21 protein-coding genes are annotated in these 19999 nt (G+C 58.5%); 7 read left to right on the top strand and 14 right to left on the bottom strand.

The annotated features are described in order from the left end of the window. The first annotated feature begins 112 nt into the window (after positions 1-112). Positions 113-478: a YajD family HNH nuclease gene (locus BP26_RS0122625; RefSeq protein ID WP_029922824.1), complete on the top strand. Its 366-nt coding sequence runs from the start codon at positions 113-115 to the stop codon at positions 476-478. A gap of 15 nt (positions 479-493) precedes the next feature. Here the strand turns inward: BP26_RS0122625 and BP26_RS0122620 are convergent, their stop codons facing one another. From BP26_RS0122620 to dusA, 12 genes are all read right to left on the bottom strand, one after another. Continuing rightward, complete coding sequence (locus BP26_RS0122620) at positions 494-844, bottom strand: YkgJ family cysteine cluster protein (protein WP_029922823.1); 351 nt, start codon at positions 842-844, stop codon at positions 494-496. 64 nt (positions 845-908) lie between these two features. Next, positions 909-1364, bottom strand: a complete 456-nt coding sequence (locus BP26_RS0122615; protein WP_084183347.1) for a DUF4124 domain-containing protein — start codon at positions 1362-1364, stop codon at positions 909-911. Between the two features lie 28 nt (positions 1365-1392). Then, positions 1393-2190 carry a DUF3014 domain-containing protein gene (locus BP26_RS0122610; RefSeq protein WP_029922821.1) on the bottom strand — a complete coding sequence of 266 codons (798 nt, stop codon included), beginning with the start codon at positions 2188-2190 and terminating at the stop codon, positions 1393-1395. A gap of 97 nt (positions 2191-2287) precedes the next feature. Then, entirely contained in the window at positions 2288-2785 is a 498-nt protein-coding gene (locus BP26_RS0122605; RefSeq protein ID WP_029922820.1) for a SixA phosphatase family protein, read from the bottom strand. A 152-nt stretch (positions 2786-2937) separates the two neighbouring features. Then, a complete protein-coding gene (locus BP26_RS0122600; protein ID WP_051749310.1) occupies positions 2938-3639 on the bottom strand; it encodes a class I SAM-dependent methyltransferase in 702 nt (233 codons plus the stop codon). Between the two features lie 60 nt (positions 3640-3699). Further along, positions 3700-4017, bottom strand: a complete 318-nt coding sequence (locus BP26_RS0122595) for an SCP2 sterol-binding domain-containing protein (protein WP_051749414.1) — start codon at positions 4015-4017, stop codon at positions 3700-3702. An 82-nt stretch (positions 4018-4099) separates the two neighbouring features. After that, complete coding sequence (locus tag BP26_RS0122590) at positions 4100-4402, bottom strand: hypothetical protein (RefSeq protein ID WP_051749309.1); 303 nt, start codon at positions 4400-4402, stop codon at positions 4100-4102. Continuing rightward, positions 4389-4838 carry a PaaI family thioesterase gene (locus BP26_RS0122585; protein ID WP_029922816.1) on the bottom strand — a complete coding sequence of 150 codons (450 nt, stop codon included), beginning with the start codon at positions 4836-4838 and terminating at the stop codon, positions 4389-4391. The genes BP26_RS0122590 and BP26_RS0122585 overlap by 14 nt, the downstream gene beginning before the upstream one ends. Continuing rightward, entirely contained in the window at positions 4835-5296 is a 462-nt protein-coding gene (locus BP26_RS0122580; RefSeq protein ID WP_051749308.1) for a PaaI family thioesterase, read from the bottom strand. Before BP26_RS0122580 ends, BP26_RS0122585 begins: the two co-directional genes overlap by 4 nt. A gap of 6 nt (positions 5297-5302) precedes the next feature. Continuing rightward, on the bottom strand, positions 5303-6022 hold the full coding sequence (locus tag BP26_RS0122575) for a UDP-2,3-diacylglucosamine diphosphatase (protein WP_036517745.1): 720 nt from the start codon (positions 6020-6022) through the stop codon (positions 5303-5305). 10 nt (positions 6023-6032) lie between these two features. Beyond that, a complete protein-coding gene (locus BP26_RS0122570; RefSeq protein WP_029922813.1) occupies positions 6033-6659 on the bottom strand; it encodes a peptidylprolyl isomerase in 627 nt (208 codons plus the stop codon). Between the two features lie 25 nt (positions 6660-6684). Further along, the gene (dusA, locus tag BP26_RS0122565) at positions 6685-7692 is read right to left on the bottom strand and encodes a tRNA dihydrouridine(20/20a) synthase DusA (RefSeq protein ID WP_029922812.1); all 1008 of its coding nucleotides are present in this window, start codon (positions 7690-7692) and stop codon (positions 6685-6687) included. A 927-nt stretch (positions 7693-8619) separates the two neighbouring features. Here dusA and BP26_RS0122560 point away from each other — a divergent pair. The 3 genes from BP26_RS0122560 (at position 8620) to BP26_RS0122550 (ending at position 12639) form a co-directional block, all read left to right on the top strand. Further along, positions 8620-9975, top strand: a complete 1356-nt coding sequence (locus BP26_RS0122560) for a capsule polysaccharide biogenesis protein (protein WP_029922811.1) — start codon at positions 8620-8622, stop codon at positions 9973-9975. Positions 9976-9983: 8 nt separating this feature from the next. Beyond that, on the top strand, positions 9984-11561 hold the full coding sequence (locus BP26_RS0122555) for an LTA synthase family protein (protein WP_051749307.1): 1578 nt from the start codon (positions 9984-9986) through the stop codon (positions 11559-11561). A gap of 325 nt (positions 11562-11886) precedes the next feature. Continuing rightward, a complete protein-coding gene (locus tag BP26_RS0122550) occupies positions 11887-12639 on the top strand; it encodes a hypothetical protein (protein WP_157572717.1) in 753 nt (250 codons plus the stop codon). Between the two features lie 18 nt (positions 12640-12657). On the opposite strand, the gene BP26_RS0122545 is transcribed toward BP26_RS0122550, so the two are convergent. Continuing rightward, entirely contained in the window at positions 12658-14607 is a 1950-nt protein-coding gene (locus BP26_RS0122545; protein WP_157572716.1) for a hypothetical protein, read from the bottom strand. After that, entirely contained in the window at positions 14541-15758 is a 1218-nt protein-coding gene (locus BP26_RS29855) for a rhamnosyltransferase WsaF family glycosyltransferase (RefSeq protein WP_157572715.1), read from the bottom strand. The genes BP26_RS0122545 and BP26_RS29855 overlap by 67 nt, the downstream gene beginning before the upstream one ends. Before the next feature lie 97 nt (positions 15759-15855). On the opposite strand from BP26_RS29855, the gene BP26_RS0122530 reads away from it, so the two are divergent. From BP26_RS0122530 to BP26_RS0122520, 3 genes are all read left to right on the top strand, one after another. Beyond that, on the top strand, positions 15856-16875 hold the full coding sequence (locus BP26_RS0122530) for a hypothetical protein (protein WP_029922806.1): 1020 nt from the start codon (positions 15856-15858) through the stop codon (positions 16873-16875). Positions 16876-16931: 56 nt separating this feature from the next. After that, positions 16932-18995 (top strand): glycosyltransferase, encoded by a 2064-nt coding sequence (locus BP26_RS0122525; RefSeq protein WP_029922805.1) that lies wholly within the window; start codon positions 16932-16934, stop codon positions 18993-18995. Positions 18996-19090: 95 nt separating this feature from the next. Beyond that, on the top strand, positions 19091-19819 hold the full coding sequence (locus BP26_RS0122520; RefSeq protein ID WP_029922804.1) for a class I SAM-dependent methyltransferase: 729 nt from the start codon (positions 19091-19093) through the stop codon (positions 19817-19819). The last annotated feature ends 180 nt before the right edge of the window (positions 19820-19999 follow it).

The raw sequence follows: 19999 nt of genomic DNA, 5'->3' as shown, positions 1-19999 counted from the left end.
TGGCTGCCGCTCGATACTCTTGCTTCATCGTGCGCGCCCGATGGCGCGGCACCGGGACCGGTGGTTACGTCATACACTGCGTCGAAATACTTGCCGGAAACCGAATTTCTTCATGATCAAGAAGCCCGACACCGCCAAACTCGACCGCATCGTGGCGGATGCGCGGCGCAATGCCGAGCAGCGCGACCTTGGCTATCGCGAGCAGGCTCTGAAGATGTATCCCTGGATCTGTGGGCGCTGCCAGCGCGAGTTCACCCGCGTCAACCTGCGCGAACTGACCGTGCATCACCGTAACCACGATCACGATTTCAATCCGTCCGACGGCAGTAATTGGGAACTGCTGTGCGTGTATTGCCACGACAACGAGCATTCGCGCTATCTGGATCACACTGGCGGCGCGTCGAAGCCGAATGACGCAGCGGTGGCGACGGGCAATCCCTTCGCCGACCTGAAGGGGCTGATGACGCGGAAGCCCTGAACGCCAGCGCGCTTGCTAGCGCTTGGGTGGCGTGCCGCTGACGACGATGGGAATCCGCGGAGCGGCCTTGCCATACCAGGCAGCCCGTTCTTCGCGGCAGTCGTAGCCGCCCATGTCGAAGCCGCGGCAGATGGTCGGGCGCAGTTCGTAGATGGAGCAGCGCAGGGTGTCGCGATCGAGCGCGGCGCACCAGCCGTCGTCGCCTTTCGCCACGATCTCCAGGCCGTGCGCGTCGTGATCGACGTAGCGCGCGGGGATCGCATCCTCCGGCATCAGCAGTACCGGCAGGCGACAGCAGATCGCCTCACAGGCGCTGCACTTGACCGTGGGGTCGATGTCCTCTAACTGCGTGGGTGCCGTCTCCATGGCGCGCAGTATCGCCGCAATTACCTGGGCGTGCCTGGACACGCCGGGGCTCCAGCCCGGTGAATCAGCGCCGGATCACCACAGCCGGTTCCACCGGGACCTTGTTGCCATGCGCATCGCAGCTGAAGGTGGCGTAATGGTGGCCGGTCAGCTGGTTGTCCAATTGGGCCTGGCAGATATGCCTGCGGTAGTCGTCCTGGTCGGCCTGGGTAACCTGCGGCTCGGTCTGTCTTTTGCGCTCTTCGGCATCGAGCCTGCTGCGTTCGGCTTGCTGCTGGGCGTGGTCCTGGTCCATCTGGCTCAGGTAGTTCTGGTAGTGGGCGGAAGCCGAGTCGCCGCCCAGAGGGGTGACGTAGCCGCCTTTCACCGTACCCGCATCCTTGGCGCCGCCGTCGCAGGGATGGTCCTGGTAGACCAGCTGGCCAGCGGCGTTCTTGCACTTGTAGACGTCCTGCGCCATGACCGGGAACGCCATCGCGCCCAACAGCGCCAGGCTTGCCAGCTTGATCATTGTTTTCATGACACTCCTCCTGCAACAGGCGGCAGCTTTACGGTTTGTGCACCCGGCTGGTGACTTCGATGCGGATCTGGCGCAGCTTGTCCTTCACGATCGCCTCGTTTGCGGGACCCATGCGGACCAGCATCTTCTGGCCGGCAGAAAGGGCTTCCAGTTCGGGATCGGCGTAGGTGAACAGCACGTTGGGCTGATCCAGGCGCACCGGGGCGGCCGGCGTGGGTGCGGCGAGCAGGTTGTCGATGACCTGCACCAGGCGGTCGTTGAAGTAACCGTCGGGGTAGCCGAGGCTGACGTAGGTCTGCTGGAACAGGGGATACAGGTGGACGTAGACGGAGACCAGCTTCTTTGCATCCACCACCTGCGCCGCGTGCACATAGGGGGTGTAGCGCGCGTAGTTTTCGGCGGCGATGCTGCGGCTGCCTTCCGCGCCGTCCACGGTGAAGTGCCCAGGCACCGGCTTGACCGCCAGCAGGCGGCCGGCGACCTTGTCGCGCGGCAGGTTGTCGATGGTGGCGACGATGCGGCGGATGATGCCCTTGAGCTGGAACAGGTCGACCAGGGTCTGCTGGCCGAACACGCCGCCCAGGCTTGCCTGGGCCTCGGCGTCGCTCTCATCGAGACCCGGCAGGGGCTTCGGTGGAGTCGGAGCGGCGACGGGTTCTTCCTCGATGGGGTAATGGCTTTGCGGCGCGGGGGGAGGCGCCTCCGGAGCGGGCTGGACGGCGGCTACCGGGGGCGGCTCCGTGCGCTGCGTATGCAGGTAGTAGGCGATACCGCCGACGGCGGCGACCAGGATCACTATCAGCACAGGCCAGATCGACTTTTTCATCAGCAAGGCGCCTTGTCCGCCGGACTGGAACGTACCCCAGTGTACTGCGCTTCGGGGTCTGGATACGCGAGCCTGGGCTCAGTCATTGGGTCCGGGCTCAATCTATGTTTTTCTTGGGGAAGTCGTACCACTGCACCACGCCGCCGCCGTGGCGGATGTCGCGCCATTGCCGCGCTTCGAAGCCGATGGTGACGACGGCGCAGGTGGGCAGGTCGGTGAACGGGCAGGGCGCCAGCAGCTGCGCCAGCTCGCTGAAGCCGGGGTTATGACCGAACAGCAGGACGTGGCTGTCGGCGTCGTCGCCTTCGCGCACGATGCCGAGCAGGGTGCCGCGGGTGGCTTCGTAGATGCGCGGGTCGATGCGGATGGCGGTGTTGGGCACCGCCAGTGCAGCGGCGAAGATGTGGGCGGTGGTGATGGCGCGTAGCGCCGGGCTGGAGATCAGCCGCAGCGGGCGCTCCAGCTGCGGTGCCAGCCGGGCGGCCATGACGGGCGCATCGCGGCGGCCGCGGGCGTTGAGCGGGCGTTCGAAATCGCTCAGTTCGGCGTAGTCCCAGGAGGATTTGGCATGGCGGATCAGGGTCAGGCGGCGCATGGTGGGCAGGCCTTGGGAAGATATTGCTGAGTGACCCGGATCAACGGCGTTGGTTCGATCGCGGCGGTGAATCCGGCCAGATCCTTCGCTGCGTTCAGGATGACAGGTTCGATTTTGCTGAAGCGCGGGGAAATGTGGAAGCCGCGCGGTGCTCAGGCCGGACGGACGGCGCTTTTCAGATACACGTCGAAGCGCAGCTGGGTCGAGCTGAGCGACATGGAGGGCTCGATGCCGCCCAGCCAGGGGGCCTTCAGCGGGCGCTTCACCACCACGCGCAGGCGGGCGCAGGCCAGCGCCGGCTGCAGCAGGAGGTCGGCATCCTCGTCGCCGCCGGTGAGGTCGCGCAGGATCTGCATTTCCTTGCTGGGCAGGGCGGCCTTGCCGTCGTCGGGGTACATGGGGTCGAGGTAGACCACGTCCCATTGCCGTTCGCCGCCGAAGACGGCACGGGCCTCGGCGGCGATGATCTCGATGCGCTGGCCGATGGCCTGGTTTTGCGGGTCCGCCAGCACGCGCTGGTGGGCGTTGCGCAGCAGTTCGACGATGCTGGGATTACGCTCCACCAGGGTGACGTGGGCGCCCAGAGCGGCGAGGGTATAGCCGTCGCGGCCGAGGCCGGCATTGGCGTCGAGCAGGCTGGGCGCCGGCTCCTTGTGCAAGCCGGCGGCGCGGGCCAGGGGCTGGCGGCGGCCACCGGAGATGCGGCGCTTCAGCTCGGCGCCGCTCCAGTCCGCCGCGATGGGGCCGTACTGGCGGCGGTGCAGGGCGCGCAGCTGGAGGCGGTCGCCCTGTTGTTCGAATTCGAAGCGCAGGTCCGATTCCGGAACCGGGCCCTGGTCTTTCTTGAGGCTCAAAAAAAGAGACCCCGGACCTTGCGGTCCGGGGTTTCCGTATGCGTGTCGCCGTGCGGCTGCTTAGGCAAGCTTGGCCGGGTCGAACAGGCCGCCGATGCGCTGGGCGAGCATGAGGTCGCCGTCGAGCTGCAGCTTGCCGGTCATGAACGCGGTCATGCCGTTGAGCTCGCCCTTCATCAGCGCGATGAGGTCGTCGTCTTCCATGGTCAGGGTGACGTCGGGGCTGCCGGCGGTGCCGGCGGCAACGGTGGCGGCGCCGCCCTTGATGGTGACGTAGTGCGGCTGGGAGGTGTTGAACTGGATCACCGCATCGGTGCCGGCTGCGGCATCGGCGTTGAGGGCGGCGGGCAACTTCTGCAGCAGGTCGGCTACGCTCATGGTCATTCTCCAAAAGGGACCCGAATCCTAACCTCGGGTGTGCGCCAGAGGCAATGATTCCAGCGCCACTAGGTAATGGCGCTTACTGCGCCTCGGACAGGCTTTCGCGGACCAGTGCGGCCGCTGCCGGAGCGAGCAATACGGGGTTCACGGAACTGCGGTAAAGGCGGCCCGCGGCGTGTAATTGCGCCGCCAGGGCGCCGTATTGGCGATGATCGAGCACGACGAAGTCCCGCCCCTCCACCAGCCGCGGCAACAGCCGCTTGAAAGTGCGGAAGGAAGCGCCCTTGTCCCGCCCCAGTTCGGTATCGAGTTCGCGCAGGCTGAGCCAGCCCGAGTAATCGCCGCTACCGCCCCCTGCGTCACCGTCTTCAGGCGGGTTCATCGCCGGCCAGGAGGAAATGGGCGCGGGCCAGGGCCACCGGTTTGGCGGGGTTGGCCTGCCAGCAGCGGATCTGTACCTGGGCGACGCGTCGGCCGAGGCGTTCCACCGCGCAGCTGGCATAGGAATCCTCGGCGTGGGCCGAACGCAGGTAGTCGATGGAGAAGTCGATGCTTTTCGGCACGCGCTGCTCGTCCAGCATCAGCAGCAGGTGCATCAGGGCGGCGCTTTCCATGAAGCTGGCGACCACGCCGCCATGGATGGCCGGCAGGGCGGAGTTGCCGATCAGGGATTTTTTGAACGGCAGGTGCAGGACCGGGGCGGCGGGGTCGGCCATGTCGATGTGCAGGCCCAGGTAGACGGCGTAGGGGACCAGGCCGAGCAGGGCGGCGCTGTCCTTCTGCTCCCGTGCCAGGCGGCGCGCTTCTTCCATTTTCATTGCAGGCCGCTCCGTTCGCTCTTTTCGCCGGGGCGGCCGGTGCGCATGAAGGCGGCCAGGCAACTGGCGACCGGGGCGGCGGGGTCATCCTGCCAGACGGTGGCGCGCAGGAAGGCGATCTGTTCGGTGAGGCGGTAGCACTCGGCCCGGCACACCAGGTCCTTGCCGGGACGGCTGGGCCGCAGGTAGTCCACCCGCAGGTCGAGGGTGGCGATGCGGGTGGGTTTGCCGATGTGGGCCAGCAGGGCGATGCCGCAGATGGAATCGATCAGGGTGGTGATGACGCCGGTGTGGATCAACTGGCGCTCGACGTCGCCGAGGAATTCCGGCTTGCAGGGCAGGCGTGCCTCGGCGGCTTCGCCGTCGATGCGGGTCAGCTCGATGCCGAGCTCGCCCACATGGGGTACCGAGGTGGCATAGCTGCGCCGCAGGATGTCGTAGAAGGGCTGGTTGGACATGAGGCTTTACGCGGTCGGGTCGAAGATCTGCCGGCGCCAGCTATTGGCGTCGCAGATGAGGTATTCCCGGTGCCGAGGGCGCCAGTCCGCCAGCACGATGCGCTCGCGGGGCCGGCCATCGACTTCGTAGGCGTGCTCGGCGGGACGGTGGGTATGGCCGTGGATGATGCGCCGGACGTCGTAGCGGATGAAGGCTGCGCGTACCGCGGTGTCGTTGACGTCCATGATCATCGAGGGCTTGTTCTCGCTGCCGGCGCGTGCCGTGCCGGCCACCCGCAGGCGCATCGACTCCGGCAGCCGGTGGTAGATCGCCTGGGCCAGGGGATTGCGCGAGAAGCGGCGCCAGCGCTGGTAGGCGTGGTCGTCGGTGCAGAAGATGTCGCCGTGCGACAGGAGGGTGGGGACGCCGGCCATTTCCAGCCGCAGCGGGTCGGGCAGCAGCTCGACGCCGGTGGCGGCGGCGAAGTCCTTGCCGACGAGGAAGTCGCGGTTGCCGTGCATGAAGCGGACGCGCACGCCGCTGTCGCCGAGGGCGCGCAGGGCGGCGAATTCGGGGCCGTACTCGCGCCGGCCGACGTCGTCGCCGATCCAGTACTCGAACAGGTCGCCGAGGATGTAGACGGTTTCCGCCGCGCGGGCCGGGCCGGCCAGGAAGCGCGCAAAGGCGTCGCGCAGCGGCGAGGGCTGGTTGGGCAGGTGGATGTCGGACAGGAGCAGCGTGGTCATTGGACCTGCGTTACCACCAGTGGCAGGACGGCGACTTGGCCCTGTTGATCAGTACCGGTTCCAGGGGAACGTTGGAGAAGTCGTCGTTGACGGCATGGGTGGGCAGGGCCGCGATGCGGTCGACCACGTCCATGCCTTCGACCACGCGGCCGAACACGGCGTAGCCATGTTCGCGCCCGGGAATTTCCGGGTGCGGGTTCAGCTTCAGGTTGTCGACGAGGTTGATGTAGAACTCGGCGTCGGCGGTATCCGGCTGCATATCGCGCGCCATGGCCAGGGTGCCGCGCAGGTTGGACAGGCCGTTGCCGGATTCCAGTTTGATCTGCGGGTGGCGCGGCCGGTCGCTGAGGTCCGCGTTATAGCCGCCGCCCTGGATGACGAAGCCGGGGACGATGCGATGGAAGACAGTGCCGTCGTAGTGGCCTTCGCAGGTGTAGCGCAGGAAGTTGTCGACGCTGAGCGGGGCGTGGTCGCGGTCCAGCTCGAGGGTGATGTCGCCTTGCGAGGTTTGCAGGAGGACGCGCGGGTGCTGGGGATCCTTCGGCCCCATCAGGGCGCAGCCGCTGACGGTGAGGCCCAGGCAGAGCAGGGTGCTGAACTTGAGTGCGGATTTGAACAAGGTCGTGGCTGGGGTCATGGGTGGGGTCACGAGTGGATTCCCATCAGGCAGCGGCGGATACGGCATTGTCTTCGGGCCGGCGCTCGGTCAGGGCGATAGCGTCCTCGACCACTGCCCAGCCTGCATTCTTACGATGTGCGTTTTCCGACAGGTGGCGGCGGAAGGCGCGGCCGCCGGGCTGGCCCTTGTACAGGCCGAGGATGTGCCGCGTGATCTGCCCCAGGGATGTGCCGGATGCCAGTTCCTGCTCGATGTAGGGGCGCAGGCGCAGGGCGGCCTCGGCGCGGGTCGGCGGCGTGCGGGTGTCGCCGAACAGACGGCTGTCCACCTGGGCCAGCAGGTAGGGGTTTTCGTAGGCTTCGCGGCCGAGCATGACGCCGTCCACGTGCTGCAGGTGCTGCTCGCAGTCCTCCAGGGTACGGATGCCGCCGTTGATCGCGATGGCGAGCTGCGGGAAATCCTGCTTGAGGCGATAGACCTGCTCGTAGCGCAGGGGCGGGATTTCCCGGTTTTCCTTGGGCGAGAGGCCGGACAGCCAGGCCTTGCGCGCATGCACCACGAAGACCCCGCAGCCGGACGCGGCCACGGTTTCGACGAAGGCGCGCAGGAAGACGTAGTCCTCGCTGTCGTCAATGCCGATGCGGCATTTGACCGTCACCGGTATCCCGCAGGTACCGCGCATGGCCGCTACCGCGGCAGCCACCCGTTGCGGCTCGGCCATCAGGCAGGCGCCGAAACGGCCTTCCTGGACCCGGTCCGAGGGGCAGCCGCAATTGAGGTTGATCTCGTCGTAGCCGTACTCGGCGCCGATGGCGGCGGATTGGGCCAGGGCCTGCGGCTCGCTGCCGCCGAGCTGCAAGGCCAGGGGGTGTTCGTCCGGGTGAAAGCGCAGGTGGCGGTCGGCGTCGCCGCGCAGGATGGCGCCCGTGTTGACCATTTCGGTATAGAGCCGGGTGTGCTGCGACAGGAGGCGCAGGAAATATCGGCAATGGCGGTCCGTCCAATCCATCATCGGCGCCACGGAGAAGCGGTAGGGGGAAAACACAGTCATGCCCTATTCTCGCATAGAGCATGTAACTGCATGAATCTAAAGCGTTCCACGGGTCTGATTCGGCTGTAAGCGCAAGTCTTGGGAAACGGGGGATGCGAGGTGCTTGCCTGTCTTGTGGATGAGCGGATCTGCTGAGAGGGGGGGCGACGGAAAATCCGCATCTCAGCCTAATTTTTAGGGGGTCCCATAAGGTCTCTATAAAAGCTCGACTGGAGCTGAAGGCCTTGCGGAGCTGGGCTTATACGGCCGTCCAATACTTGTGTCTGAGGTGGGATGACGGATTTGTAGACTTTTCGTTACTGATTCCGGCCTTGCGACGATTACCTCCTGTGCTTACCATCCTAGAACATCGGGTGTTGATGCAATCAAATGCAGGCCGATGTAATCGAAGGTCAGTCCGCGCTGGTGACGTAACGTAACGTACGTAACGAGGCATTCTCTCGGGATTGCGTCAGGGTCAGAAAGCTGCTTGGGCGTGGCGCCCGGCTTGAAGATGGATTGCGATCCATGGACAAGGCTGCAAGCTCGGCCTTTGTGTAAAATGGAGGAAAGATGCGTGCACGGACGTCTGCGAACGCGAAATAGGGGCCTGGAATCCAAGATTCCAGGATCAGGGGATGCCGGTACGGGCGCGAGTGACTCGCTACGTACTTCCAATCAGCTTTTTTTCGTCCATTTCTCCGCAAGTTCGGTGAACTGTGCACGCCGGTGCGGAGCGTTTCTTGCAGTATGAATCGAATCCGACCCCCGATACGGTGTGGTCATGTGCGCTGAATCACACTTCGACGCCAAGAGTCTGATTATTTGGCGCGAAAAGTGATTACTGTGTCTCATATTGTTTGCTCAGCTTCGCCCCCTATAGACGGAATATTTGTATAAACCGATGATTTCAATTGTCCTGTGAGTGCGCTTAACGAAGCGGACTGGATGCCGGAACCCGTTCCCGGGGCGTCGCGACGCAACTATCTCTTCCTGCAGGGACCGATAGGTACGTTCTTCAGCAGGCTTGCCGCCCGGCTGCGGGGCCAGGGGCATGGCGTCCATCGCATCAATCTCAACGGCGGAGATCGCATTTTCTGGAACCTGCCCGGCGCCCTCGATTTTCGCGGGACGGTGGAGCAGTGGGCCGAATTCCTGAACGACCAGCTTCTGCGGCGAGACATCACGGATATCGTCCTGTTCGGCGATTGCCGGCCGCCGCACCGGACCGCTACCCGGCTGGCGCGTCGCCACGGCATCCGGGTCCATGTCTTCGAAGAAGGCTACCTGCGCCCGAACTGGGTGACCCTGGAGAGCGGGGGGGTGAACAGGAATTCCTTGATGCCGCGGGATCCGGAGTGGTTCAAAAGTGCCGCCGATCAGGTGGGGCATTGGGATAGCGGCGTGCCGGTATTGAGCAGTTTCGTGCGCAGGGCGGCGGAGGATGTGCTTTACAACCTGACGATCGTATTCACCGCCTGGCGCTACCCGGCATACCGGACGCATAAGCCCTGGCATCCCTTGGTCGAATATGCGGCAGGCGCCAAACGCTTCCCTATGAAGCCGTGGAGCAAGCGGCGCAAGCTTGCCTTGTTGCAGCAGATCCTGGGCAGCGCGCAACCGTACTATCTGTTCCCCTTGCAGCTGGATGCCGATTCGCAAATCCGCTTTCATTCGCCATTCGGCCGCATGGCGCCGGCGATCAAGAAGGTGATCGACTCCTTTGCCAACTCTGCGCCGGCGGACGCGCTGTTGGTGATTACCGAGCACCCGCTCGACACTGGCCTTGTCGAACTGGGGCGCATTACCCGCGAATGCGCCGCTGCCGCCGGTGTGGCGGAGCGCGTCGTTTATCTGCAGGGTGGCAGCCCGGATGAGCTGGTCAGGGGCAGCGCCGGCGTTGTCACCGTGAACAGCACCATGGGCATACTCGCCCTGACTTTCGGTGTGCCCGTCGTGGCTCTGGGGCATGCCATCTACGATATGCCCGGCCTGACCTTCCAGCACGGACTGGACGACTTCTGGAGCCGCGGAACCTCGCCGGATGCTGCGGCATTCGATGCGTTCCGCCGAGTGGTTGCCTCACGGACGCAAGTAAACGGGGGCTTTTACAGCCACATGGGTCTCGAATTGGCAGTAGCAGGATCGTTGGCGCGGCTGGAAATGGCGGCGAAGGATTATCCCGTCAGGGCGTTGTCGGCAATAGCTGCGGACGATGACATCCGGAGCGGTGAGCGCGCGGTCGAACTGATGCCGGGATTGGTCACCCAGGTATGGGATGACGTGGAAGCGATTTCGGAATAAATTTCATCATGTTCGATACGATCAATTGGCATTCCGTGATAGCCGGGGCCGTACTGGCCTTTGCCGGCTGGGTGGTGCTGCGCATCGCTTGCGGGGCGGGACTGCGTTGGTCGGCGGCGATGCTGTTGGACGCTGCTCTTCCCGCGGCTTGTTTTGCGTCACTTGCGGCAGCTACGGCGAGGCCGGTTTTCGCTGGTGTTATCACCCTTGCCCTTTCGGGGGGATACGCCTATGCCAATCGGGCTAAGCTCAAGGTACTCGCCGAGCCGGTGGTTTTCACGGATGTATTCCAAGCCTTTGACATATTCCGGCATCCCCGACTCGCGTTGCCATTTCCACATAAAGGCAGGGTGCTCATCGGCGCCGCAACGGTCATCGGAATTTTCGTCCTGCTATTCCATGTCGAACCCGCGGTATGGCCGCTGTCGCCGTGGCCGGTGTTGTTGTTGCTGAGCCTCTTCTTCCTGATCTCCTGGGCAGTCGGCGGACGATTCAGTACGCGTGCGGCGACGGCTTTAAGGAAGCTTCGGCTTTCAGGCGACCCTGTGCGTGATGCCGCAAATTTCGGCGCCTTGGGCATGCTGCTTACTTACGGCATCGTTGCCCGCGGCGAGCGGGCCGGACGGCAGGCTGCCGCCTTGCCTGTGGTGAGGTCCACGGCTGGACATTTTCGCCAAGCTGTTGCCCAGCCCGTGGTTGTTGTGCAGTGCGAATCTTTTTTTGACGCACGGCGCATGCATCCTGCGATCAGCGCCGACTTGTTGCCGGTCTTTGATCGTTGCCAGCGCGCTGGAATCCAGTGGGGGCGATTGCAGGTTCCTTGTTGGGGGGCCAACACAGTACGCACGGAGTTTGCGGTTCTCTCGGGGATGAGCGAGCGCGCAATTGGATTAGATCGGTTCAATCCCTATCACCGTTTCGTCAGCGTGCCCGTTACATCGCTGGCATGGCGACTGCGTGCCGAAGGCTACCGCACGATTTGTCTGCACCCCTTTGACCGCACGTTCTATGGACGTGATCAAGTAATGCCGAATCTCGGGTTCGACGAGTTTCTGGGAGAAGAGGCATTCACCGGTGCACGGCGGGTCAACGGATACGTTACCGATGTGGAAGTTGCACACAAGATAGCGGAGATCGTGCAAAGCTACGGGCCGAAGGTTTTTGTTTTTGCCGTCACCATGGAAAATCACGGGCCATGGTCGGCGCCTCGTGAGCAGCCGATTGCCAATCTGTTGCCGGATGTCTCACTGCCCCAGGCGGATAAAGTGGCATTGGAGCGCTATCTGCAAAGCCTGCGCAGCGCTGACGAAATGCTGGGGGTATTAACACAGATTCTGGGTGAAAAACGGGCATCTGGAGTGCTCGCCTTTTATGGTGATCATCTGCCTGCATTCCGCTCGGCGTTCGCTGCATTTGAGTTGCACGATTTTCGCAGTGACTATTTCATCTGGGGTGCGGGGAAAGGCAGCGGCATACGAAAAGATATCAAGGCATGTCAGCTTTCAGATGCTATTTTGGAAGCATGGCGGGGACCGGTAGCAACAACTGTGGCTCCGCGTTTTTGGCAGGGAAGCAAGACGGCGTAAGGTGGAAGCAGTTTCGCTGTCTTGGAAAGACTCGGTGCTTGAGTGTCTGGTGTCAAGGTGCGATTCCATTCAATGCAAATTATCGGCTGGGTTCGAGCAACCGTGCATAAGCATAAGGTCGGAGATAGGAATTCAATATGAATTCCCGGATCCGTGAAGGGCGAAGGTGACCTCCGTTTTCTGCACTATCGCTACGCCAAGCCATTTGCATCAGGCGGTGGCGTGTTTGATAAGCATTCGTGAACATCACGACAATGCACAATGTGTCTTATTGCTGGTTCATGGGGGCGGACGCAGTCAGAAGCTTCCTAAGGGAATTTCCTGTATGCAGCTGGAAGATTGTATTCCGCCTGAAATACTCGGAGAAATGGATAGACGCTATACCGTTGCCGAACTGTGCTTTGCTGTAAAACCTTTCCTGATTGAGGCTTTGCTTACATCAGAGGTTGAGCAGGTTCATTACTTTGACGGCGATTGCCTCGTCCTGGACGATACGAAGTCGCTGCGTGAAGAGTTGGACAAAGCCGATCTGCTATTGACCCCTCATAGCCTTACTCCCATTCCTGACGATGGTTTGAGTCCTAGACCGTTGACCATTCTCAGGGCCGGAGTTTTCAATGCTGGATATATCGGAGTGCGGAATACGGTACAGGGGCGGAATTTCCTGAAATGGCTCTGCTCCATGACTCTGAAATATGCCAAGAATGAGCCTAAGTCAGGCATGTGCGGCGATCAAAAGTGGCTTGATCTTGCGCCGGCGCTATTCAGCGGGCTAAGGATATGCAGGCACAGCGGCGCGAACATGGCTTATTGGAATCTGCATGAGAGAAAACTGGAAATTGATGCTCAAGGTCGATTCCAGGTCAATGGACAATCGCTGATTTTTTTTCATTTCAGTGGTTATGTTGCCGCGCAACCACTTCAGATATCCAAGTATCAGAACAGGAACCAGCTTATTTTGGGTTCGCCGCTCCATCGGCTCTTTCAGGCATACCATGCCCGTATTACGGCCGCCTACGGAAGTTTTGCAGAGCAGGGTAGTTCTACTGCAAGGAAGTTTCGATTGCTTTGGAGGTAAACAGGCGTGCGACTTGTTTTATTTCCAGATGCGGAGCAATCCGCTGATGGAAAACGGCCGGAGCTTTCTTTTCTGAACGAATGAGCCCAGCCCGAAAAGTTCATTGTGCTGAAGTTTGGAGTGAGCTTCTCGCACAATCTGCGGTGGCTTTCTGATCAGCTGAGCCCAAAGGCTTAGCCCCAAGGTGCGCAGCTCAACGCTGGATACGGCATATGCGTGAATATAATTTGCCCATATACGCGCCGCATGCAGGACGCCTGCTTGAATGTGGGAAGTGTAGTCATGATATGCCTGATCTTCTTCGGCATTATTCAGGTGAATGCTGGCAATGCCGCCACCCAATGCTCTTTCATAGCCCAGAGTGCTGCCATTAGGCGAGTTGGTCAGCATTTCAATTAGGGACAGTTTGCCAAACAGCTTACTGTGATCTGGGGATGTATTCAGGTTCGGGCCGTATGCTGTTTTTACGGTATTGGAGGGTTGTTTATTCAGGAATTTCTGGAGTCCGAGGTAGTATCCGGAAAATCGGGTGTCCGGCATCAGTAGTGCAATGTTGTCCTGAATCGAACCTCTCCATCCAATATCGACGATGCCGACTTTTCGGTCGTTGCTGGTCAAGCCCTGCTCTTTGAGGTATTCCAGCAGCAATGCTCTCTTGCCCGTTATGAATATCTGCAATGATGCCTGAATCTCCGGGTCGGCGAAGAACTGCTGCACCATTTTTTGCTGCCACGGATTGCGAATAGCTTCTTCGAATGAAAGGTGATGCTTGCTGCACCACTGCGCGGCTGCTTCCAATGGATAGTTCAGGGATTGCGCCAAGGCCTTCATCGACTGGGTGCCGTACAGGCTCCATAAGCGCATCATCTCATTTACAGAGAACTCCTTCAGCGATGCTGCAAAGGTGGCGATTCGGCTTACGCTGAGAACACTGCCGGCCGGAGTGCGAAAACGTGTGCTTTCCGAAGAAGCCGCGCGAAGTGCTTCATACACCCTGGCGAAAAACTCTCCTTCCCGGGTGAAGAAAAACAGCTTGTCCAGTTCGTCGCGCTGCGTGGACTCGAGGATGAATTGGGCATGTCCTATGAACAAGGGGGCGAGGGTGATGCCGTACTCCACGGCGCTTCTGATGCGCTTTTCCGGGGATTTCGGTGCACTCTCACGGCACTCCCTGTCGATCGCCTGATAAAGGACGCTGCGTTCAAGAAACATGTCCTTGCTCAGGGCGCTCCGTGCGCTTTCTTCCCGCGGTGCGTACTGGACAGCTTTTATCGCCAAGCGCGTTGGTACCGCGTAATCCGATATCGGATTGTCGCCAATATGAAGATGTTGGTTCGATTCGGCTGCATAGATGCTCTGCACAAGCTTGAACAGGCGGCCGGAACGTTTATTGAGCTTGTGATCGGAAGAGCTCAAGCCGCCATCGAAAAGTCCGGCGACGTCTTTTGCCTCCAGCAATGAGAAAATTTTTTCCGCCGACATATAAAAGTCTGAAAGGAATACGGTTTTTTCGGCAGAACTTTCGGCCAGGTAGTTCCGGATCTCCGGATCGACATAGCTGACAAACTCTTCATGCCTGAATTCCTCATTCTCCAGTTCCTCAACGAGCGGCGAAATATTGAGCATGCAAGGCGAAGCGGCGGCTCGTATTACCCAGGCAGTCAATACATCCCGCAGGATATATTCGTCGTCCTGCAGGGGATCTAGCGTTGCCGCACATGCCAACTCACCTTCTATCGCGCAACGCAGGTGGAGCAAGGCCCAGCTATCTTGATAAGCCGGAGCGAGGAATCTTCCTTGGCGGAGGATCAGCTTGCGCGCCGTTTCCAGTTTTACCGCATCGGGGTGGCATCTTCTGCGCAGAACCGTATCCCAGATATCGACCGTGCGTAGCTTCGGGATCATCTGCTGCGCAACCAAGCGGCCACTTTGGATGATTTGAAAAGGTTTTGCATATGTCCAAGCCATTTCGCGGCTCGCGTTGCGTGACTTTTGCCCTGGATGATGTTATTTCCGCCTGCTCCGGAGAGGGGGCGGGTAGCCACATGGGGGCCGGGTACTATGGCTGGTTTGGTATAGGTTTTCTGAATCGGATTGATGTTTTGATGCTTCTGTTCATTCAGGAGTCGTATGACGGCCTGCATGAACTGGCTGAAACCGAGATCCAGCGGACGTTGACGCATGTAGGAAAGTGCGGCGCCGCCCATGCGAACGCGCTTCTTGTCGTTGGACAATAAATCCATAATTCCCTCGGCCAAGGCCTCGGGTGTCTGATCGCACAATAAAGTTGCTTCTTCTGGGAAATCATAGAGCGTGTTTTCCCTCCATAGCTCCACGACCGGTAGCCCGGATGCCATCATTTCAAAAGGGACTCGTGAAGGATTTGATGAACTAATACAAAGGCCTACGGAACATTTGTTATATAGTGCATTGCAAGCCTCGAGCCCGATCAATCCCAAATTCGTATGGTTGAACTGGACGGGATTTTTGTGAGTTGAGCCATATAAATAGATATTTACGTCCGGAATTCGATCCTTCACAATACCTAGCGCCTCAATTCCCAGGCGTGAACATCGCCGGGGCTTATCCGGCTGGTAGACAAAACATATGGCTTTTTCTCGTACCGCATCGTTTAGGGGGCGATAAGTGGACAGGTCGGCGCAAAAGTCAAAATAGTCGGTTTCAAGTCCAAAATCGAGGCGCAGCCGGTTTGATAGCCACCTGCCGATGGTGACTGGATGCAGACCGTAGCGATAGGAGGATTCGGCCATTAAATAGCCGTCTCCCATGGGATTGAAGCATGCTTCGTAGTCTTGTACGAAATAGGCCTTTACGCAGGGAAAAGGCAGCTCTTTGACTACCTTGGCGGAGTACCAGACAGTAGCGAATACCAGATCGGCAGATGGTATATTGTCCCATCCGTAGCGAACTCGTTTGAAGTCAAAATCAAATAGTTGCTTGATTTCGGCCGCGGCATCTATTTTTCGACCGTCTGGTTCAATATACAGACTGCAATCGAAGTCCGACTGTTCGAGGATGGCCGCGTGTTGAAGAATGGTTCTATGCCCGCCGGAGCCAGCAATGAGCTTGGGTAAAAGCCAGGCTATTTTGGGATTCATGACCTATGCAATGTGAGGGCGTACAGCCGGCCCAAAGTATGGTTGTTGCGTATTCTATTGTTATTAAAGCTCATAGTGATGCCGAGTTGTCGGAACCATGAAAAAAATTGAGAATTTAGACAGCAAGCTTGCAATTGATGAGGTTTTTCAGAATTACAGCGACGTTTTTTCCAAAACCCTTCACATCTATCACAAAGAATGGTGGGGTATTAAATCGGCAACACTGGTATTGCCCGGACACAAGCTCGAAATACCCGCCAACAGCCCTGTCGATATTCGCATTGCAGACAAGATTCTGGCTACGCGGGGGATCCGGTACGTTTTCTTTCAGGGCTACTCGCATAATGCGGCAGATCTGGCGGAGCACATCAGCGCCTTTTTGGGCGCATCCGTGAAAATGGCAGTCGTTACCCATGTTTCAGTAGCGCAATTCGATAACCAGTTCGAAATAGACATGCTTTCGCTGATGATGAATCAGAAGAAGCGTGGCATCTTGAAAGCGCTCTTCTCGGTGAAGCCGAACTTTCATACCACCTGTGAAGCTGTTGAGCCGTTGTTGCTGGTCAATGCATTGCCTGCATGGGCCGTGGAGTTGCCGGATGTTCGTACGGTCGATGCGGCCTTTATTCCATTGGCGCGCGGGCTACGAAAGAACCTGCATGCCAACCACATCGCCTTGTGCCGATCTTCATACAGCACGGTGTTCAGTTCGCAACATGGCGGCGATTTGCTCGATATCATAGACCACAAGAAAGTCCAGTATCTGGGTTTCATTCCGCCATCGCACATCCGGCAGATTATGGGACGCGTCGGTCTCGTGCTGAATGTCACGCTGATTGAGTGCCAGCCAATGACATTCAACGAGGCGGTGTCCGTCGGTACTCCCTGTCTGACCGGTCCGCTTTTCCTGCCATTTATGGCCAAGCATCCATTGAGGGAATTAACGGAGATTCTCGAGCCTGACAATGTCGAGTTAATCAGGGTCCATGCGGAGCGCATCAAGCAGCTCTGGTGGCACGATCACGATGGTGTTGTGGACATGTGCCGTGACTATCACGAACAAGTTCAACGGGCTTCGGCCGAGTCTTATCTGCTGGCTGTATCGCGGCTCGATTAACTGTCCAGGACATATACATGCGTAGCGTTTGCTTTGTTGTAAACGAGTTATATCCCTTGCATAAGGGCGGCATTGGCCGATTTATCTACAACATGGTGAATCACCCCTGGAATCATCCGGTCGAATTCACCATTCTTCTATATGGTCATAACTTCGAGAACGCCACCGATAAGCTGAAGGACACGCTGCATCGACATTTCGGTAAAAAAGCCCGCTTTATACTCTTGGCGGATGTGTTCAAGCGGAACCCTGTTCCATTCGATATCCACTCCCATAATACTTTCGACGAATACGCCAGAGAGTCCTATTACCTGTATTTCGCGCTGAAGCATCTGCTTGCCACGGGCCGCATCAAACCTGACTATATCGAATTCATTGATATCTTCGGCCCCGCATTCTTTAGTGTGCAGTCGAAATACGGGGAAGATGTTTTTAAGGGCATTGAAATTGGAGTGCGTCTGCACTCCACCAATTCAATCATTACCCATCACGAACTCTACGGAACGTCCCAGACGTCCTGGCACGCGAAGATTCACGATATCGAGCGTAAGGCGCTTCTGGATGCCGACTATGTGGTGGGACATCTGCCGGAAATAGCCTCCGAGAACCTGAATTTCTACAAATTTCCGGCTGACTGGATGTCCCGGACGGTCGTGAATTTTCCGCCCGTCGTCATCGACAAAGAGGTTGAGCGAGAAACACATGAAACCGAAGTGGGCGAAGTTCCGGTTGTTGCCTTTTCTTCCCGGATATGCCCGTTCAAACAGCCGCATTTGTTCATAGATGCAGCCACGATACTTCTCGACAGAGGAGTAAAGGCGCAATTTGTGATCGCATCTTACGGTTGGGATCATGAATACAATCAGAAGATCAAGAACAGGGTGCCGAGCCGGCACCGCGACAGCTTTTCATTTGCCGATGATTTGACTGAAGAGGCCAGGCTCAGGCTGCTGCGCGCTGCGATTACCGTCATCCCCTCCAGTTACGAAAGCTTCTGCTTCTTCGCCTATGAATCGTTGCTGCGTCGTCAACGCGTGATCCTCAATAGGGATTGTGTGGCATTCGGGCAGAATGATTTCTGGAAAGATGGTGAAAACTGCCTGCTCTTCGAGGGATCCGCCGGCGCACTGGCGTCGAGTATAGAAAGGGCTATCGAGTGGACTCCGGTTTCCTATGAAATTCCCCGGGTCGGCACGCCTTATTGGGAGAAGACCGGCGGTATTCCGCGCAGGGTTGCATCAATTCCGGCAGTTCAGGAACTGCCGAAGTCGCCGGTTCCTTCACTCGCCATTATTGCATTTGAACCATTCGGGGTAACCAATGTTCTGGGAAGGCCCAGCCTAGATCTGAATCGACTGTGCAAGATCGACATGTATTTTTCCGATCGCGAAGCGCCGGAACGTTCGATCCTACCGTTCCAATGGCCGGAAGGCCCGAAAATTGTGCAATGGATCCTGCGAGAATTGGATAATGATTACATCTCCATTAATCCCAGTCGCTCAGTTATCCAGGAGGAATTCCTTCGGTTTGCCCTTCAAGTTTTACAGTCGCGGCCTGAAATAGACGGCGTGGTACCGCAATACGCCGACCTTGCGGGAAACTTGACGCGCGGCCTGGTTGGAGGAGACTTGGCGTCCGCAGCAGCAATCGACATCGCCAAGACTATTCCTCTTGGAGCCGTATTCAGGCGTGAGTTCTTCGAAAAATTTTCTCCGTTTGTCGAAGACGGCGAGCACTGGTACTACATGTTGGCCAGCAAGGCCGTTCTGAGCGGCGATGCCCGCTTCATCGCTGCGCCGAACCATGGCTACACGCTTTTCGGCACAACACCGGATACCAATCTGGACCAGCGCATGGCATCTGGCCTGCATATCACCCTGGCGCCGGTGTTCGCGGAAAAATTCGGCCGGCCGCTTTCCGAATGTCATGTTCACCAGCACTTCAGCGAATCCGAACAGCTACGCATTCTGATTGAGCATAAGCAGTCCGCCGAGCAGATGGCCATCGAGCGGCTTCGCACCATTCACGAAAGAGACAGGACGATCGCCAAGCTGCGGAACAGGACTTTCGCTGGCTTGGCCAAGAAGCTGTTTTTGCCCGCAAAGAAAAAAAAGGCCTGAAAATAGAGATTTAATCGCTTTTGATCTAAGATCAATCATCGGCTTCAGCTCATACTTGGGCTGATCTTATTACTCCTTGTCCTTGTAAAACCTCCATGCAAAGCGATTTCGACTACGTTCCAAAATCTTTTTTCCTGGTTCCGGACAGGCTGAAGGCGGCGAACGCACCTGTTGGCAAGGACGAATTGAGCAGTGCGGAGCCTATTCGCCAGCGTTTTCTTTTTAAGAATGACCACTCTCCGTACTTGGACGATGTTACCCGCGCTTTTCGTCTCCTCACAGGAGCCAAAACTTATCTGGAGATTGGCATCTATGACAGGGGGAATCTTGCTTATGTCTCGACTCTTCTAGACCCGTCGGCGCTGATTATCGGTCTGGATATCCAGGCAAATGAAGAGCACGAAAGCCGGCTTCGACAGTTCATCAAGCCTGGGCAAAAGTATGAAGAGGTTATTGGCAATTCCCAGGATGATCAAACCGTACAACGCGTTAGTGCACTTCTAAGAAATCGCAAGGTCGATGCGCTTTTCATAGATGGCGACCACACAGCAGCGGGCGCCTTGTCGGACTATGCGCGCTATGCCGATTTTGTCAATGACGACGGAATTATCTTCTTCCACGATGCGCTATGGGAAGGTAATGAACAGTATAAGGGTGTAAGTGCGGCGATGATGTGTATCGACCGGTTGGATCCCGTTTATTGCATTATTGGGGCCGAGCCAGTGCATCGCTACATCCCCCCGATGTTTCGAAAAGAGGTGTGGGGATGCGTCGGAGTTGTTTTACCGAAAATGATGGCGCATAGAAAAACATCGTTTGAATAATAAAGACCAGGGGCTTTCTGCTTCTGAGGCACCTTAAGCTTAGAGTATTTTTGATTTAATTATTGACAATGCGTTAAACTTTCTTCTGTACTCTTAGGAGTCAGGAGGAGCCATGCAGACGTATTCGCAGGATTTGCGGGATCGTGTGCTCAGGGCGCTGGAACGAGGGGATGGGCCGAC

The organism is Nevskia soli DSM 19509 (assembly GCF_000711955.1).
Taxonomy (GTDB): Bacteria; Pseudomonadota; Gammaproteobacteria; order Nevskiales; family Nevskiaceae; genus Nevskia; species Nevskia soli.
Note: the sequence above shows the minus strand (reverse complement) of the source record. Positions and strands in the feature narration are given on the sequence as shown.